The 17212-nt window shown below is 55.7% G+C and carries 20 protein-coding genes; 1 reads left to right on the plus strand and 19 read right to left on the minus strand.

What is annotated here, in order from left to right:
• Window positions 1–17: 17 nt before the first annotated feature.
• Complete coding sequence (locus BCM02_RS06385) at window positions 18–365, minus strand: nucleotide pyrophosphohydrolase (protein WP_148928229.1); 348 nt, start codon at window positions 363–365, stop codon at window positions 18–20.
• A 141-nt stretch (window positions 366–506) separates the two neighbouring features.
• On the opposite strand from BCM02_RS06385, the gene BCM02_RS06390 reads away from it, so the two are divergent.
• Window positions 507–1373 carry a YitT family protein gene (locus BCM02_RS06390; protein ID WP_148928230.1) on the plus strand — a complete coding sequence of 289 codons (867 nt, stop codon included), beginning with the start codon at window positions 507–509 and terminating at the stop codon, window positions 1371–1373.
• Here BCM02_RS06390 and BCM02_RS06395 read toward each other — a convergent pair whose 3' ends face one another.
• The 18 genes from BCM02_RS06395 to trpD all read right to left on the minus strand — a co-directional run bounded on the left by BCM02_RS06395 (window position 1374) and on the right by trpD (window position 17210).
• Window positions 1374–2330, minus strand: a complete 957-nt coding sequence (locus tag BCM02_RS06395) for a sporulation protein YpjB (protein WP_187434052.1) — start codon at window positions 2328–2330, stop codon at window positions 1374–1376.
• Window positions 2331–2374: 44 nt separating this feature from the next.
• Entirely contained in the window at window positions 2375–3028 is a 654-nt protein-coding gene (locus BCM02_RS06400; protein ID WP_148928232.1) for a DUF1405 domain-containing protein, read from the minus strand.
• An 84-nt stretch (window positions 3029–3112) separates the two neighbouring features.
• Window positions 3113–3997: a menaquinol-cytochrome c reductase cytochrome b/c subunit gene (locus tag BCM02_RS06405; RefSeq protein ID WP_148928233.1), complete on the minus strand. Its 885-nt coding sequence runs from the start codon at window positions 3995–3997 to the stop codon at window positions 3113–3115.
• Between the two features lie 22 nt (window positions 3998–4019).
• Entirely contained in the window at window positions 4020–4691 is a 672-nt protein-coding gene (qcrB, locus tag BCM02_RS06410) for a menaquinol-cytochrome c reductase cytochrome b subunit (protein WP_148928234.1), read from the minus strand.
• Between the two features lie 17 nt (window positions 4692–4708).
• The gene (locus tag BCM02_RS06415; RefSeq protein WP_148928235.1) at window positions 4709–5233 is read right to left on the minus strand and encodes a QcrA and Rieske domain-containing protein; all 525 of its coding nucleotides are present in this window, start codon (window positions 5231–5233) and stop codon (window positions 4709–4711) included.
• A gap of 261 nt (window positions 5234–5494) precedes the next feature.
• Complete coding sequence (locus BCM02_RS06420; RefSeq protein ID WP_148928236.1) at window positions 5495–5914, minus strand: DUF2487 family protein; 420 nt, start codon at window positions 5912–5914, stop codon at window positions 5495–5497.
• A 216-nt stretch (window positions 5915–6130) separates the two neighbouring features.
• A complete protein-coding gene (locus tag BCM02_RS06425; protein ID WP_148928237.1) occupies window positions 6131–6313 on the minus strand; it encodes an IDEAL domain-containing protein in 183 nt (60 codons plus the stop codon).
• Between the two features lie 252 nt (window positions 6314–6565).
• On the minus strand, window positions 6566–7774 hold the full coding sequence (locus BCM02_RS06430) for a hypothetical protein (RefSeq protein ID WP_148928238.1): 1209 nt from the start codon (window positions 7772–7774) through the stop codon (window positions 6566–6568).
• Between the two features lie 214 nt (window positions 7775–7988).
• Window positions 7989–8582, minus strand: coding sequence for a histidine phosphatase family protein (locus BCM02_RS06435; RefSeq protein WP_148928239.1), 594 nt, complete (start codon window positions 8580–8582; stop codon window positions 7989–7991).
• 89 nt (window positions 8583–8671) lie between these two features.
• On the minus strand, window positions 8672–9280 hold the full coding sequence (locus BCM02_RS06440) for an anti-sigma factor family protein (protein ID WP_148928240.1): 609 nt from the start codon (window positions 9278–9280) through the stop codon (window positions 8672–8674).
• Window positions 9277–9873, minus strand: coding sequence for an RNA polymerase sigma factor (locus tag BCM02_RS06445; RefSeq protein WP_148928241.1), 597 nt, complete (start codon window positions 9871–9873; stop codon window positions 9277–9279). The genes BCM02_RS06440 and BCM02_RS06445 overlap by 4 nt, the downstream gene beginning before the upstream one ends.
• A gap of 425 nt (window positions 9874–10298) precedes the next feature.
• On the minus strand, window positions 10299–11390 hold the full coding sequence (locus BCM02_RS06450; protein WP_148928242.1) for a prephenate dehydrogenase: 1092 nt from the start codon (window positions 11388–11390) through the stop codon (window positions 10299–10301).
• A 4-nt stretch (window positions 11391–11394) separates the two neighbouring features.
• Window positions 11395–12492, minus strand: a complete 1098-nt coding sequence (hisC, locus tag BCM02_RS06455) for a histidinol-phosphate transaminase (protein ID WP_148928243.1) — start codon at window positions 12490–12492, stop codon at window positions 11395–11397.
• A 205-nt stretch (window positions 12493–12697) separates the two neighbouring features.
• Window positions 12698–13507, minus strand: coding sequence for a tryptophan synthase subunit alpha (trpA, locus tag BCM02_RS06460; RefSeq protein ID WP_148928244.1), 810 nt, complete (start codon window positions 13505–13507; stop codon window positions 12698–12700).
• Entirely contained in the window at window positions 13504–14703 is a 1200-nt protein-coding gene (trpB, locus tag BCM02_RS06465) for a tryptophan synthase subunit beta (RefSeq protein ID WP_148928245.1), read from the minus strand. Before trpB ends, trpA begins: the two co-directional genes overlap by 4 nt.
• On the minus strand, window positions 14700–15380 hold the full coding sequence (locus tag BCM02_RS06470) for a phosphoribosylanthranilate isomerase (RefSeq protein WP_281288149.1): 681 nt from the start codon (window positions 15378–15380) through the stop codon (window positions 14700–14702). Before BCM02_RS06470 ends, trpB begins: the two co-directional genes overlap by 4 nt.
• On the minus strand, window positions 15377–16174 hold the full coding sequence (gene trpC, locus BCM02_RS06475) for an indole-3-glycerol phosphate synthase TrpC (RefSeq protein WP_148928247.1): 798 nt from the start codon (window positions 16172–16174) through the stop codon (window positions 15377–15379). Before trpC ends, BCM02_RS06470 begins: the two co-directional genes overlap by 4 nt.
• On the minus strand, window positions 16164–17210 hold the full coding sequence (trpD, locus tag BCM02_RS06480; protein WP_148928248.1) for an anthranilate phosphoribosyltransferase: 1047 nt from the start codon (window positions 17208–17210) through the stop codon (window positions 16164–16166). Before trpD ends, trpC begins: the two co-directional genes overlap by 11 nt.
• Window positions 17211–17212: the final 2 nt, after the last annotated feature.

Genomic DNA, 17212 nt, shown 5'->3' on the forward strand with positions numbered 1-17212 from the left:
ATATGACGGAGGCGCGGTTACGGTTCGATGTTTTTTGGCGTCCAGCGGCCGGCGTCGCGCGTATTGAATTTATGCATAACCCGGTCATGCGCTTCGGCAAGATCGATGCCCAGCGAATTCGCGAAACAAATGACGATGAACAAAATATCGCCGAGCTCCATTTCGATGGAGTTGTCCGCTTCATCCGCCTTCTTCGGCTTCTCGCCAAACCGATGATTAACTTCCCTAGCCAGTTCGCCAACTTCCTCGGTCATGCGGGCGAGCATGGAGAGCGGGCTGAAATAACCTTCTTTAAACTGCGAAATATATCGGTCCACTTCGCGCTGCACTTCGGCAAGCGACTTCTCGGAGCCCTTCTCGTTCATCGCGTTAATCCAATCCTTCCCTCGGGTTCACTCCATATGTTATCGTAAAGCGTCCGTGAAAACAATGCTTTTCGAAAGCGCTCAAATCAGCCATACTAGACAAGGCAACCTTAGTTTTTGGGCAGAAAGGAGTTTTACATCATGAACGCACGGCTCTCCGCCTTGCTGCGTCAGGTGCCGCTTATCACCCTGGGCACCGCCATTTACGCGTTCGGCTTACAGTACTTTATTATTCCGAACCAGCTTATGGAGGGTGGCGTAACCGGCATCGGGGTCTTGCTGAATTACGCGCTGGGTCTCCCGCTCTCGATCTCCACGCTCTTGCTGAACATTCCGCTCTTCATCATCGGTTGGAAGGTGCTCGGCAAAAGCCAGATGGGACTATCCATCTACGGTACGGTTTCGCTCTCGTTCTTCCTCTGGATCACCGAGAAAGGCGTGAAAGCCGGATGGATCGAACCCTTCCAAACGTCGCACGACTACATACTGGCCGCGCTGTACGCAGGGGTTACGACAGGCGCAGGTCTAGGCATCGTTTTCCGTTTCGGCGGCACGACCGGAGGCGCGGACATTATCGCGCGCATTGCCTCGAAGACGCGCGGCTGGAGCATGGGACAAGTTATCCTCACGCTGGATGCCTTCATTATAGGAGCTTCGCTTCTATATATATCGAAGGAGAAAGTGCTTTACACCCTCGTTATCGTATTCATCGCCGCGCGCGTGATCGATTTCATTCAAGAAGGGGCTTATGCCGCAAAAGCTTTCCAGGTGTTCACCGACCACGGTCCGGAAATATCGGCTCTAATTACGAAGGAAATGGAACGGGGCGTTACGTTGTTCGACGCGAAGGGCGCCTATTCCGGCAATAAAAAACAGGTCGTTTACTGCGTGATCGCGCGCCATGAAATCCGGCGTCTCAAAACGATCATTCGCAGCATCGACCCGCGGGCATTCGTCGTCATCTCCGACGTACACGACGTACTCGGCGAAGGATTTAAGGAAGAATAATTACGAATCGCGCTCCCAAGGCGATTTGGGCGGCGGATAGGACGCGCCGTGACTTTCCTCGAATTTATACCGTTGCCATCCTACGAAAGCAAGCACGCCCATGACGAAGGCGGCGATAAACATCGTCGCAAGCTGTTCTCGGACCGGCGCGGCGGGCACCATCGGCTTGATCCGAGTTGGTGCCGGTCCTGCTGCGGCCGCATCGGGAAGTTCTCCCGAAGCCGCCTTCGTCGCGGCGTTGTCGTTGAAGAGCACGTCCACCGAGTTTTGCAACTCCAACCACACGCGATCCAAATTACGATTCCTCTCTTTCGTGCCGCTGCTCTTCGCCGCGTACACGATCGCATACTCCATCCGGTTCATCAAATCCTGAAATTGCGTCACATCCGCTTCCGGTCGCTCCAATAACGCCGCCACTTCGAAACGTTCGGCATGAATGCGCAGTACGTTCAGCGCGGCTAGCTCGGCCGAAGAGCGATCCTCCCACTCGATTACCCACGCTTGGCGTAACCGTTCCAAATCTTCTTGTATGACATGCTGATATTGAAGCCATAGCGGCGAGGATCGATACAGCGCGTCTATCGCCAACTTCAAGCGCGCCGCTTGAAGGTACGCTTCTCCCCCGTTCGGCCTCTGTGCAAAGGCTTTCTTAGCGGATTGGATGCTTGCATCGAATGCTTGCCATCCCTTCAGCGTGCCCATCGCCCGTACTTCGCCTCGCTTAGACTCCCGTTCCAACTGAACGAGCGCCGTATACGCAAGTTGACGGTTTCCTTTGTTCGCGGCGCTATAGAGCTCGTCCGCTATCTTAATGGCTTTATCCCCGCCAACGGCGTTACGCGAATAGGTTTGGGCCGACTCATGGACCGAAGTCGTCCGCGCCCAGTCGCTTGCGCAGCCTGCCGTTATCATCAAGATCGCCGCCAATACGATTGTCGCGCCGATTGTTCTCCTCACACGCATCCCCCCACTACTCTAAATGTATGGGGGGATGTCCCAACTTATGCTTCGATTCGTCTTGCTTTGCGGCCAAGCCGGAGAAAAAGCAGCGTAATCAGGAAGCTGAATAACGTCAGACCAAACGTAAAGTTGCGAACGGCTTGCACGATGCGATCCAATACTTCAGGCAGCCATGGATAGATGGAATACGTGTAATCCATCGTATCGTTCAACCACAACCAACAGCCCGCTGCGAACGCGGCCCATCGCCCAAACGTGAAGAAGCGCACGAACAACAGTCCTTCTACCGCCATGCTTAAATGCGATACGATCAACATATAATGCTGCCATACGAGTTGGTCGCCTTTCATCGCGCCCGCTACGATCATGACGACCGCCCAGATCCCGTATTTCACCGATGTCACCACGCCCAGCGCTTCAATAATCATGCGAATTCCCCGTGCCACCGGCCCCGCGCTAGGCGAGAGCGGAAATAGCAAATAGATTAGTGCCAATGTGAAGAATAAGCTCGCCGTCGGGCTGTCCGGCACGAATACCAGCTGCCAGGCCGGCTGCGTCTGCGACGTGTCGATCAGCTGATCGCCATACCAATAGTATCCGTACACAGTTCCTATCGCATTGACGATGAACAGCAGCCACAGCACGCGGCGATCCAACAGCACGGAACGACTCACCAAAAATGAAATAAGCGACACGACTCATTGCTCCTTCCTCTACCTCTAACCCGATTATGTTCAAAAAAAACCTGATCGCGATGAAACGATCAGGTTCTTCATGATTTATTCAGCTTTCTTCTGTTTCGCGAGCCATGTAGCCAGCTGGTCGATCTGCTCGGCGCTCAGGTTCTCCCCGAATGCCGGCATTCTTCCGCCGCCCAAGCCGTTGGTTACGATCTCCACCAGTTCTTCTTTGGTGTGATCGTCGCCCACGCCTCTTAATGCAGGCACGTTCGCGCTTTCGTTCCCTTTAAGATCGGTAGCATGGCAACCTACGCAGTTGGCTTTGACGATCTCCATAACCGGGTCATCCTCGTCCACGATCGGAATAACGGCTTCCTCGACCGGAACGCCGCCGTTCGCTTGCGCTTCTTCCCATGCTTCGCGGGCTTTCTCTTCACGGACATGGTGCTCTGGAATCGTGTTCGTGATTTCAAGCTCGTGCTCGTAGTGATCCCAAGATACTTTCGTCAAGTAGAACAACGAGAACAGCGAGAGCAGCATCAAAGCCGATGCGATCGGACGTCTGTAGAAACGGCGTTCTTTGCCCGTGTCCAGGAACGGAGCAAGCAGCAGCGCCGCGAATGCGATACCTGGCACGCCGAGAATACCGAATGCCACGTAATCGCCGGAAGCATAAGGATATTTCAGGAATTGATACATAAACAGGAAGTACCAGTCCGGCATTGGAATGAATGCCGCGTTCGTCGGATCTGCCGGGTAACCGAGCGGTGCCGGTTCCGCAATCGTCAGAACAAGAAAACCTACCAATGCCACGCATCCGACCATCCATTCCTTCAACAGGAAGTTCGGAATGAACGCTTCCGATTTGCCCGGGAATGCAGTGTAGTCCGGCGGGATCGTATCGCTGCCGACGCTCTTCGGTTTCTTCACCCGGGAGTCGCCGACATAAATTACTTTTTCGTTCGATTTGTGACCATGTGCCATTCGCGAATTACCTCCCTTCGGCTTAGAGTGGTCCAGAAATGCCTTGACGGCGGATCATGATAAAGTGAGCCCCAAGCAACGCAAGCAGCGCGCCTGGCAGGAAGAACACGTGGATCGCGAAGAAGCGAGTCAGCGTCTCGGCGCCGATAATGTCGCCGCCCTGCAGCAATTGTTTAATGTAAGGTCCGACATAAGGTACGGCGTCCGCGATCTGCATGCCTACTTTCGTGGCGAAATAAGCTTTGTTATCCCACGGCAGCAGATAGCCCGTGAAGCCAAGACCGAGCATGATGAAGAAGATCAGCATGCCGACAACCCAGTTCATCTCGCGCGGCGCCTTGTAGGAACCGGTGAAGAAGACGCGAAGCGTATGTAAGAACATCATGACAAGCACAAGGCTTGCGCCCCAGTGATGCATACCGCGCACGATGCCGCCGAAAGCGACTTTATGCTGCAGGTAGTCGACGCTCTTGTAAGCGTTCAAAATATCCGGGACGAAATACATCGTCAGGAACATACCCGACAAAATCTGGATGACCGTAATGAAAAACGTTAATCCGCCAAAGCAGTACACGAATGCGGAGAAGTGGTGGGCCGGGTTAACGTGTTCCGGCACTTCATGATCCGCAACATCCCTCCACAGCGGCGTAATATCAAGACGTTCGTCAATCCAGTTGTACACATTTTTCAACATCTGAGCCTACGCCCTCCTTAAACCCGTGTATTCTCTTTGATCGGTCCGAGGTAAATCCAGCCTTCCTTGACTTCCAATTCATACTCGTCAAGCGGCTTCGGCGCAACGGAAAGCGCTTTTCCTTCGATCGTGTAATGCGCGCCGTGACATGGACATACGTATTCGTTGTTCTTCTCCGTATTCCAGCCGATCGTACAGCCCAAATGCTTGCAGACCGGAGAAAGGGCATAGTACTTCCCCTGCTCGTCCTTTCTGATCCAAGCCGTTTGTTCCGGATCGCTCACGTACCAGCCATCGATCTGGTGAATCTTGAACTTGAACTCCTGCGGTTCGTTCGTTACTTTCGATTCTTCAACAACCTTGATCAAGGTGCTGCCGCTTTTCTTTTTAAGAATCGGATCAACCGCGAAACGAACCATTGGCAGCGCTACGCCAGCAGCCATGAAAGCCGTTGCGCCTCCGAGCGTATATGACAAAAATTGACGTCGGGACATTTCGTTGCGTTTCACCGGTCGATGTGCGTTCTGATCGTGGTTACTCATCTTGTTCTACCCCCTTTGCCAACCATATCTTGCGTCTTGCCGCAACGGCAAAACGTATGACGAACTTAGGACATTTCCTATAATAGCCTAGGTCATATGGAGCGTCAAGAATACTGCCAAAGTTTTGCTGGACGGAACAAATGCCCATTTTGAAATTGTTACGATTTTGTCACAATTGACCTGCTATGGCATTTGTTTTTCCCAAATCGGTTTCGCCTTATGCAGTTGCTGTCGATTCCGGCGGAAAAAGGACGCCGTCGCTTATCGCCCCAGCCATAATTTGCGAACAGCGGCGCTAACTTCTTCCGCTTGCGGCGGATTGCCCTGCGCATCGGTTCCCACGATCAAATCGGCGCTGGCCAGCTTGCCGATCCACGCTTCGGCATTGAACGCTGCTGCCAGGAAAACATATTTGAAACCAGCCGCCTTCAAATTCGCGCAGATCTGTTCCACCTGTTCCGCACCGTCGCTACGATCGGCATATTGGCAAGACGGGTAGGTCACGATCCGCCCCTTGAAAGGCTGCTCGATCCGGTCAAGCACGTCCCGCAGCCGCTCCAGCGCTTCGGTCGCTTCAAAAGGCAGTTCGTTGCCGATCAAGCCGGTAACCGGCAGTACGGCCGTATCGAGATACGGCGCAAGCTCCGCCCATTGGTCCGGCGTCAGTTCACTGAATTTCATCGTTTGCTTTCCCCTTCGCGAATAGCTTCCTATTTCACCAAACATCCCTTTATCCTACCATAATCTTGCCAGGTAAGAAACGATGCATCCGGGGTTCTCATCCTTAACCTGATCCCTTTGCCCGCACAGCCTCCGGCCCCAGACGGTTTGCACGCAAAAAACCTTCGCGGCGAGAAAGCTCGGAAGCTCTTCGCGCGAAGGTTCGCGGGCGCACGTTTAAGCGTGCAGCGTCTTTAATTCATCGGTCAATCTGCGAAACGTATCCTTGTCTCCCGAAGCCAGCGCTTTATCGATCGCTTGATACAATCGTTTCGTCCGAAATTCCACCACTGCCTTATCCAACACCATCTCGGCCGCAAGCCCGAGCATGGCTTCATACGATACTTTCATTTTGTCCATAGGATACACCTCCAAGCTTTCGTTCAAAGATATCCTATACTCATTCCCCTGGCCGAACTGTCTCTCATCGTCCGCATGATGCTCTTGCATGCCTTCTCAATCGGGTTCACAAGGCGATTTCGCAGCGGTTCAAGCGAAAGCGATAGGCGTAAACATTATCCGCTTCTAGTAAATCATATTCCGCGGCGCGCACGGCCGTATCCTGCGTTTGCCCTTGCCCTGCCGGAATGTGCTGCGGCCTATTAATAGAAGCTAGTCCAATACGATGGCGTCCTCGTCCTCCAAATTCAATCCTGCAACGACCGCTCTCCCTAGCGGAGTGGCGCGAATGACCTTGCCGAACTGCGCATGTTCCCCGATTTTCAGAAGACCCAAGTGCAGCATCATCCCGACGATCCGCTGTTCGAACAGCGTCTCGGAATCGTCATAATAGAACGGTCTGATGTAAGGTATCAGCGCATGCTTAAGCGAATCCGCCGTCACCCATTGTTCGGATAGCTTGTCGGTCCAATAGACGAGCGACCGCAAGTTCGGCATGGCATTCTTATATAAACGGAGCCAGAACCGGTACAGCTTGTCGGTTCCTTCCGGGGCACCCGAAGTCTGGCGCTCGAGCCCTGCCGGCGTCAGCGTCAGCTCGCTCTCGCCTTCCGCGATCCAACCGTTGTAATAACAATAATCATAGATGAGGGACATCCGGTTCGGATAATCTTTCATCCGGCGGCCGTAACCGAACCGCCACTCGCCCTTACCCGGCAGCTGTTCCTTTACGCCGAGACGGTCCATAATCTGCAGCACGCTTCTTTTATACATGGCGCCGTCGGAAGTAAGCTGGATTTCGTTGTGATGAATAAAGGTCAGGAGCTCTTTCACGTCCTCGCCGAGCAGCTGTTGTTCGTCACGGTAGGCTTGCGGCTCTTCGTCCGCGTACGTGAGTTGGGAAGCGAATCTCCGCTCCATGGCGTCCTTGAATCTGCGCTTCAAATCATTCGGCACCTGGAATAAATAACGGTTCGGCCCTGAAATCCCATTAAACAACCAGCCGTATTGTTTAAACCGCGAGATCGTCGCCCGCGGTCCGCTCTCGACCGGCGGCGCCGGCTTTTGCGCCTTCGTCCGCTTGGACGGCTTCTTAGTCTCGGCGTTCTCAGTAAGCCGGGTCGGCTCCACATAATCAGGCTTGTCCGGCTCCGCCCCGAACCTGCTCTGCTCGGCGCGCGCCAGGAGCTCCTCCAGCGAGAACGTATCTCTCAAGTCGAATAGCAGCGAATTCATGAACCGCAAATCTTCCAGCTGCATCGATTTGATTTGCGATTCGAATACATCTCGCCGGTTCACGGTTGATAATATGGACTGGATCAGCTCATTCTTGGAATGGCCGTTGCATTCGCACTGATATGTGTTCGCAATTCGGCTGAGCTGTACGATATCGGCATAGCTGAGCATATCCGCCAAGTTCATGTCCAATCCTCCGATCTCTCGTTTCTTCGTTTAACTAGTACCATTATGGGAAGATTCGGAGCATTTAATAACCAGCCTATGAAAAAAACCTGCGTCGTTTCGCGAGAAACGACGCAGGTTCAAATTATCCTTATATTATAGAAGCAACTGGGCTGATTGGTTTGCGTTCTCAATCCAAAGATTGAGAATGCAGCATTCAGCCCTGCGCAGAAAACTAGGCTCGCGCCAGGTCGTCCAAATGCAGCGTGCAATTGTGCAGCAGCGGCTTCCACCGCTCCGGTTCGCGCTCGAAAATGCTGAGGGAGACATTGTCGATCAGCTTATCCGCCAATTCCGCGCAAAGTCCTTTCAGCAGCTGCGCGAGCAAGCTTCCGTGCGTCACGACGAGAATTCGGCGATTATCCAGCCCTTGCGCGACAAGATCCTCAACGAACGCCATCGCTCTGCCGCGCAGCACGTCGTCGGTTTCCTGACCACGGTTCTGGGACCGCCAATCGGCTCCCCATCGCGTTAATCGCTCTTCCTCCGTCGTCCCTTCAATCTCGCCGAAATACCGCTCCCGCAATCTCGGGTCGCCCGGAAGCTGCGGGATGCCCAGCGTCTGCGCGATAATATTCGCCGTCTCGTCGGCGCGCGAGAGATCGCTCGCTACGATTGCATCCCAACGTTCGTCGTCCCTCCGAAGCCGCTGCGCCAAAGCGCCCGCTTGCCGAATGCCTTCTTCGTTTAGCGGCGTGTCCGTTTGCCCTTGAATTTTGCCGAGGGCGTTCCAATCGGTCTTCCCGTGGCGGATTAATCCGATACGAATAACTTTTCTCCCCTTTCATGAAAAATCTCCAGTGCACGGGCTGGAGATTTCAAGTCGATGATGGTCAATAGCAAGGGTAACGCACTCGCTTAGTGTCTCGTGCGCGACAGCCAGTTCAAAATAAGCAATGCCATAATCATGCCCAAGATGGACAGTGCAATCCAATATTGCGGGAACGTCGGCACGACGTTCAGCACTAAAGGATCGCTGATACTGGCCACGGGCAGATCCGCATAAAAATCGGCTGTAATCAGCCCGGTATTCTCGGCCGCGTTCGCCGTCTCGATCAGTCCCGTCAACTTCGCCATCTCGACGGATGAAGCGTCCTGATTGCCGATCAACATATAGAACAAACCGCATATGAACATCGCCATGCAGCATGCAATCGCAGCGGCCGCATTACGGCGGAATGACCTCGAGAATTGATAGCTGCGGCTCGGAACCGGCATATACCAGGACTCCTCCGCATAGATCCGCTCCATGACGCCGCGGTTGACATGGTCGACTTCGATCGGTCCGATCGCTTCGTCCAGCTCCGACAGGCTGCGGATTAACTGCTCGCTTTCTTCCCATAGCCGAAATTCTTCCCGACAATCGTCGCAGTGGACCAGATGATGGTCAACGGCCATCCGTTCCGGGTCGTTCTCGGCAAGATCCCAATAGACGCCGAATGTCTCGCGTACCTTCAGGCATTTCATCGCATCTTCATCCCCTCGAATTCTTCCAGCACCGGTGATTCGCCGAAGTAGGGTTCAAGCTGCATCTTCACGCTATTGCGCGCTCGGAATAGCAGCGACTTGACGGAACTGACGGTCTGACCGAGTATGCTCGCGATCTCCTGATAATCCAGCTGGTCGTATTCTCTAAGAATAAGGGCGGAGCGCTGTTTTTCAGGTAAATTGTTAATCGCTTCGCGCACCATCGACATCCGCTCGTTCTGCAGAAGCCGATGTTCGGGCACGCTATCGGGCGGTGCGACCGGCATCACATTGACTTCATCGAGCGACACGCTGCCGGTTTTCTGCTTACGCAGCTCGCTAAGCACCGTATTGCGGGCGATCGTGTACAGCCAAGTCGAGAACGTAGCATCCGTTTCCCGGAAGGAATGCAAGCTTCGATATGCTTTATAGAATGTTTCGGAGCATAAATCCTCCGCCAACAGTTCCATCTTCGCGCTCTTGAGCATATGAAAGATGAACGCAAGGATCTTGCGCTGGTATCGCCGCATCAATTCCGAGTAAAGCTGAACGTTACCGTCTTTGATTTCGCGGATTAACTGGGAATCGGTCATTGCGGGCGACCCTCCTTGGATTCCGGAGTGTTCCCTGCCCGGTTATAACATTGTACCGAGCGGGTTCGAAAAAGTTGCGCGCCGTTCCAAACAAAGGGACGTCTAACATCGCGCAAAAGGACAAGCTATATTGAATTCGGGATAAACAAGCAAATTCCTGCTAGATTCGACAAATTCAACGCAAACCAGATTTTTACATTCAACACCCCTATTGTAGCACAGTCCCTCTTTCTCCGTGTCTTAAAATTTTTTTATAAAAGATTTACCCTTGCCTTGTTTCAAACAAAAAAAAGACCACCTCGAAAGGTGGCCCGCACATCGTGCGTTGGATTTGGATAGGAGTGGAGAGAAACCATACTGTACCTTTATTATATGTATCCGTTTTCATTCTGTCAATAAGCGTTTTCATTTTTTATGGATCATTTTTAAAAATGGACAGAATAGCCGGTATGGTTTAGCTTTTCCACGGCTTGATCCAAATCGTCCTGGGTCCGGAAAGACAATCTCAGCACGCCTGGTACGTCCTCGCGGCTCTCGATGATTTGGAGATTGCTCAGATTGATTCTTGCGTTGCCGAGCTCCGTCGCGATTCTGCCGATGATGCCGGGATGGTCCGGTACGTCGACGTAACATTCGTAAATGGAATGAATCATGCCCTTTCGCCGCTCGGGGAGCTGGCTCCGGAACGCGCCCGCTTGCTTGAACGCTTCCTGAATGCCCTCCGCGTCCTTCCCTTCCAACATCCGGATGAATTTGCGCGTCTCCGCGTTCCAACCTTCCAGCAGATTGAGCAGGACGTCTCGATTGCTAATTAAAATATCGCGCCAGACGACCGGATCGCTCGAGGCGATCCGCGTAATATCGCGAAAACCTCCGGCCGCCAGCACGCTGTACAGCGGGTTTGACTCGTTATAGCCCCTGATCTGATTGACGAGCGCGACCGCAATGATGTGAGGCAGATGGCTGATCGCGCCGACGATCTCGTCATGTTCATCGGGATGGACGTGCACGATATGCGCTTTCGTCGCTTTAAGCAAATCGGACAACCGATCAACGGTTTCAGCGGGGGCATCCGGTTCCGGCGTCAATACGTAAAAGGCGTTCTCGAACAAATGCGAGGACGCCGCTTCGACGCCGGAGCGTTCGGAGCCCGCCATCGGATGGCCGCCGATGAACGTCGCGCCGCTGAACCGCAGCGCGGCCGCCGTGCGCGCGACGGACGACTTCGTGCTGCCGACATCGGTGATGATGCAGCCTGTCTTGAGCCGAAGCTCGCTAATCTCTCGCACGTATTGATCGAGCACGCCAACGGGTACACACAAAAAGATCACGTCCGCCGATTCGGCCGCATCGCGAAGGGACGCCGCCATTTCATCGACGACGCCCCTCTCTACGTATTTGGCCGCGGACGATTCGCGCACGTCATAACCGACGACCGTCAAGCCCGGCTTGCCTTTAAAGCAAAGCGCGAGCGAGCCGCCGATCAAGCCGACGCCGAATATCGCGATTCTCGTCATGATATTATCCGTGCACCGCCGCTTCTTGCAAGACCTGCTCCAACGCCGCGATGAACTTCTCGTTCTGCTCCCGGCTGCCTACGGTGATGCGAATGTAGGTCGGATAATGGCTCCAGCGCGCGCGGGAGATGATGCCCCGCTTCAGCAGCCCGTCGAACACTTGCGCGGAAGGCAGCTTGGCATCGAACATGACGAAGTTGCCATGCGGCTCGAAATACGGCAAGCCAAGACGTTCGAATTCCCCGGTCAAGTAGCTCAGCCCGTCCGCGTTGCGATCGCGGCAGCTCTCAACGAACGCCGTATCGCGGACTGCCGCCAGCGCCGCCGCTTGCGCGAAGCGAGTCGTGTTGAACGGCTCGCGCACTTGGTTCACAAGTCCGATCACATCCGCATGGCCGACGCCATAACCGATCCGCAGCGAAGCCAGACCGTAGATTTTGGAGAAGGTGCGAAGCAGGATGACGTTCTTGTACGTTTTCAAATAGTCCAGGCTGTTCGGGAACGAACTGTCGGTCACGTACTCGATATATGCCTCGTCCAGCACGACGATAACGCTGTCCGGAACCTGGCTTAAGAACGCGTCCAGCTCGTCCTTTCCTACGATCGTGCCCGTCGGATTGTTCGGATTGCAGATCCAGATTATCTTCGTCCGCTCGTTCACTTTCGCCAGCATGGCGGGAAGATCGTGCTTGCCTTCCTTGAGCGGCACCTCGACGCAGACCGCGCCTTCGATCTCCGCGTTGTGCTTATATTGAGGGAACGTCTCGTCCGCCATGATCGTTTCGTCGCCCGGCACGAAGAACGCTCTTGCCAGCATCAGAATGACCTCGTCGGAACCCGCGCCGAAAATGATTTGTTTGCGGTCGACGTTCAAGTAGTCCGCGACGGCCTCCGTCAGCGCCGTGCTGAAGCTGTCCGGGTAAATGCTCGCGTTCGCGACTTCCGCGACGATCGCCGCTTTCGCCGCCTCCGAGCAGCCGAACGGATTCTCGTTCGAAGCCAGCTTGACGACTTCCGTCAGGCCAAGCTCGCGTTTCACTTCTTCAAGCGGTTTGCCAGGCTGGTAGACAGGCAAATGTACAATACTGTTCTTGGGTTGCATCCCGCATTCACCTCATTTATTAATGACTAGTTAAAGTTAGACAACATTACCTGCATATTGTCTCACAACTTGAACCGGTTTGAAAGCATCAATTTTAGCGCGCAAGCGCGTTAAAGCACATTCTTGCCACATACAAAACAAGGCTCCATCTCCAAATCCGGAGAAAGAGCCTTGATTTACACGGAAAGAATTGGTCCTCGACGCCCTACGCTTTCAAACCCGCGACGAAATCGCGGATTTGTTCCAACCCTTCAAGCTTCGTATCGGCATTGCCCAGAAGCGGCAGCGCCTCTTCGATCTTGCGCACAATCGCGCTGCCCACGATGACGCCGTCGGCTTGCTTCGAGAACCGCTCGACCTGCTCGCGGCTGGAGATGCCGAAGCCGACGCCGACCGGGAGCGTCGTCGCTTCCCGCACCGTCTGCAGGAACTCGTCAATGGCCTGATGAAAATCGGAGCGTACGCCGGTTACGCCGAGCGAGGAGACGCAATACACGAAGCCTTGCGCCTTGGCCGCGATCCGCTTCACCCGATCGTTCGAGGTCGGCGCCACGAGCGGAATGAGGTGAATGCCCGCCTGTGCGGACATGGCGCGTACTTCCTCGTCCTCTTCGATCGGCAGATCCGGGATGATGAGTCCGCTAATGCCTTTGTCGACGACCAGCTTGAAGAAGCGCTCCAGCCCGTATTGCAGGACCGGATTAAAGTACGTGAACAAAATGAACGGCATCTGCACGCCTTGTTCGCGCGCGTCGCTCGCCGCATGAATCACGTCCTCGATCGTCACGCGGTGCTTGAGCGCCCGCTCTGAAGCTCGCTGAATAACAGGGCCGTCCGCGAGCGGATCGGAATACGGCACGCCAAGCTCTACCATGTCCGCGCCCGCCTGCTCCAGCACCTTAATAATCTCAACGGACGTCGCCACGTCGGGATCGCCGATCGTCAGGAAGGGAATAAGCGCCGTCCCGCCTTCTTGGCGAAGTCGTTCGAATGCCGCGTCGATGCGGTTGGTCATGCTTGGTTCCCTCCCAGATAGCCCATAATCGCCTGCACGTCTTTATCGCCGCGGCCGGACAAGCTCACCACGATCGTCTTGTCGCTGCCGAGCGTCGGCGCCAACTTCATCACCTGCGCGATGGCGTGTGCCGATTCTAGCGCCGGAATAATGCCTTCCGTGCGGGAGAGCAGCTGCAGCGCCTCGAGCGCTTCGGCGTCGGTGATCGGGAAATATTCCGCGCGAGCCGTATCCTTCAAATAGGCATGCTCCGGTCCGATTCCCGGATAGTCGAGTCCGGCCGATATCGAATGCGCGGGCTGAACCTGTCCGAAATCGTCTTGCAGCACGTAGCTAAGCGAGCCTTGGAATACGCCGTGACGCCCTTTGGTCATCGTCGCCGCATGCTCTTCCGTCTCCACGCCTCTGCCTGCCGCTTCCACGCCGATCAGACGTACAGATTCGTCATCGACGAACGGGTAGAAGATACCCATCGCGTTGCTGCCGCCGCCGACCGCCGCCACGACATAATCTGGCAGACGGCCTTCTTCCTTCAAAATCTGCTCTCTGGCTTCGTCGCCGATAATGCGTTGGAAATCGCGCACGATCATCGGATATGGATGCGGACCCGTAACGGAACCGAGGATATAATATGTATCCTCGACGTGGCTGACCCAGTAGCGAAGCGTCTCGTTGCACGCATCCTTTAGCGTGCGGGTACCGGAAAGCACCGGCACGACCTCGGCGCCGAGCAGCTTCATCCGGAATACGTTGAGCTCTTGACGCTTCGTATCTTCTTCGCCCATGAACACCTTGCACTCCAGCCCCAGCAAAGCCGCCACCGTCGCCGATGCGACGCCGTGCTGTCCCGCCCCCGTCTCGGCGATGATTTTCGTTTTGCCCATCCGTTTGGCGAGCACGCCTTGGCCGATCGTGTTGTTGATTTTGTGCGCGCCCGTATGGTTCAGGTCTTCGCGCTTCAAGAAGATCTTCGCCCCGCCCAAATGTTTGGAGAGCCGCTCAGCATAATACAGCGACGTCGGACGCCCCGAATATTTGTGCAGCAAATAATTCACTTCCGCGATAAATTCCGGATCCTTCGAATAATGGCGATATGCTTCCTCCAGCTCCAACAACGCGTTCATTAGCGTCTCGGGCACGTAACGGCCGCCGAACTTCCCGAAGCGCCCGCTTTCGTCTGGTACTTGACTGATCATCGTGCTTTCACCCTTTCTACGAATGCTCGAATCTTCTCGATATCTTTCACGCCGTCCGTCTCCACGCCGCTCGAGACGTCAACGCCGTCCACTTCGTTATTACCCAGCAGCTCGGATGCATTGTCGGGATGCAGCCCGCCGGCAACATAGAGCGGCACGCCTATCGCTTTGGCCGCCGCCGCATAGCGCGGAATGGCCTCCCAGCCGAATGTCTGCCCCGTCCCGCCGCCGGCCGTGTCGATAAGCGCCGCATCGATCGTCCCCTGGAAAGGAAACAGTCTCTCGTGACCTGTACCTGCCGCATCTTCGCCGCTTACGGAAAACACCTTCCATACTTCTTTGCCTAGCTCGTCTCTGACGGACGAACATAATTCAGGATCTTCGTCTCCGTGCAGCTGCACAACATCGAGCGGCGCAACAGCCAGCAATTCGCGCAACCCTTCAAGCGAGGCGCCGACGAACACGCCTACCGTCTTAGGCGCATCGCCTTGCGGCGACCTCAGCCGCTTGACTTCCGCGATCAGAGAGGCCGCCGTCTCGGGTTCGACTTGCCTGCGGCTCTTCGCGAATACGAAGCCGACCTCGTCGACCGCAAGACCGTCCATCGCCCGAATCGTCCCGGCGTCCCGAAGACCGCATATTTTCACCCGTGCCCGACCTACCCGCTTATCGCTCACGATTTCACCAGCGGACCGAGCAGGTCCTCTACGGCTTGCCCCACATCCGGTTGACGCATGAAATGTTCGCCGATCAAGACGCCCTTGGCGCCGACTTCCGTTAAGTACGCGATATCATCGGTCGATGCGATCGCGCTCTCGCTGATGACGGACGTGTCCGGCGGAACGAGCCCGATAAGTCGTTCCGTCGTCGCAAGGTCGGTCGCGAACGTGTGCAGGTCCCGGTTATTGATGCCGATCAGCGTTGCCTTGCCGAGCGATAGGACATCTTCCATCTCCACGCGGTTATGGACTTCGACGAGCACGTCCAGCCCGATCGACTTGGCGACATCGTGCAGCTCCGCCAGCTCGGCCGGTTTCAAGATCGCGGCGATGAGCAGCACCGCATCCGCGCCGATGAGGCGCGCTTCGTAGACTTGACGGTAATCGATCGTAAAATCTTTGCGCAGCAGCGGCACGTTCACCGCATCGCGAATCGCGCTTAGATAAGCATTGCTTCCTTGAAAATATTGTTCGTCGGTTAGAACCGAGATGCAGTCCGCTCCTGCCGCCTCATACGTCCGAGCCAGCTCCACCGGATGGAAATCGGGGCGGATCAGTCCTTTGGAAGGCGAAGCCTTCTTCACCTCCGCGATCAGGCCCATAGCCCGGTTGCGTCCCGTCGTGACGGCCCGCTCGAACCCCTTGCACGCGGGCAAGCCCGCTATCGTACGCTCGGCTTCCGCGAGCGAGAACGTCTCTGCCAGCGAGGCGACTTCCTGCCTCTTCGTTGTTACGATGCGATCAAGAAACATGCGCCACTTCTCCCGTCGTTTCAATCAATTGATACAGCTTCTGCTGCGCCTTGCCGGTATCGATGATGGTAGCCGCCGCTTCCACGCCTTCCCGAAGCGAGCTTGCTTGCCCGCCCACGTAGATGCAGGCGCCGGCGTTCGCCAGTACGATATCCCTGTAAGCGCCTTGCTCCTCGCCGCCGAAAATCCGGCGGATGATAGCCGCGTTCTCGGCCGCGTCGCCGCCGATCACTTCGCTCAGCGGGCGTCGGGTCAATCCGAGCTCCTCTGGCGTAATATCGAACGTGCGGACCGTGCCTCCCGCTAGCTCCGAAATTTGGGTCGAATCCGAGATGCTGATTTCGTCCAAGCCATCATGGCTGCTCACGACCATCGCCCGGCGAAGACCGAGCTCGCCGAGCACGCCCGCGACGGTCTCCGTGCGCGAACGGTCGTACAGGCCGAGCAGTTGGCGATCCGCGCCGGCCGGATTCGTGAGCGGGCCGAGCATGTTGAAAATGGTGCGGATGCCCAGCTCGCGCCTCGGTCCGGCCGCGTGCTTCATGGACGGATGATACAGCTGCGCGAACATGAAACAAATGCCGATCGCCTCTAGGCAGTAAGCTGCCTGCTCGGCCGTCAGGTTGATGTTGACGCCGAGCGCTTCCAGCACGTCGGCACTGCCCGCTTTGCCGGACATGGCGCGGTTGCCGTGCTTGGCGACACGTACCCCAGCAGCGGAAGCGATCATCGCCGACGCGGTGGAAATATTGAATTTATGGATGCCCGAACCGCCCGTGCCGCACGTATCGAGCAGTCCTTCCTGCTCGGTTTGCACCCGGCTGGACAACGCGCGCATCGTCTCCGCGAACCCCGTAATCTCGTCCTTCGTCTCGCCTTTCATGCGGAGGGCGGTGATGACCGAACCGATTTGCGCGCCGGTCGCTTCGCCGCTCATGATGATATTCATGACATCCCGCGCTTCTTCCCGGGTCAAATGAGCGCCGCTCGTCAGTCGGGCCAGCGCCCGCTGCATCGTCATCGTCTCGTTCGTCATCG

Source organism: Paenibacillus methanolicus, from assembly GCF_008124765.1.
GTDB classification, from domain to species: domain Bacteria; phylum Bacillota; class Bacilli; order Paenibacillales; family Paenibacillaceae; genus Paenibacillus_Z; species Paenibacillus_Z methanolicus.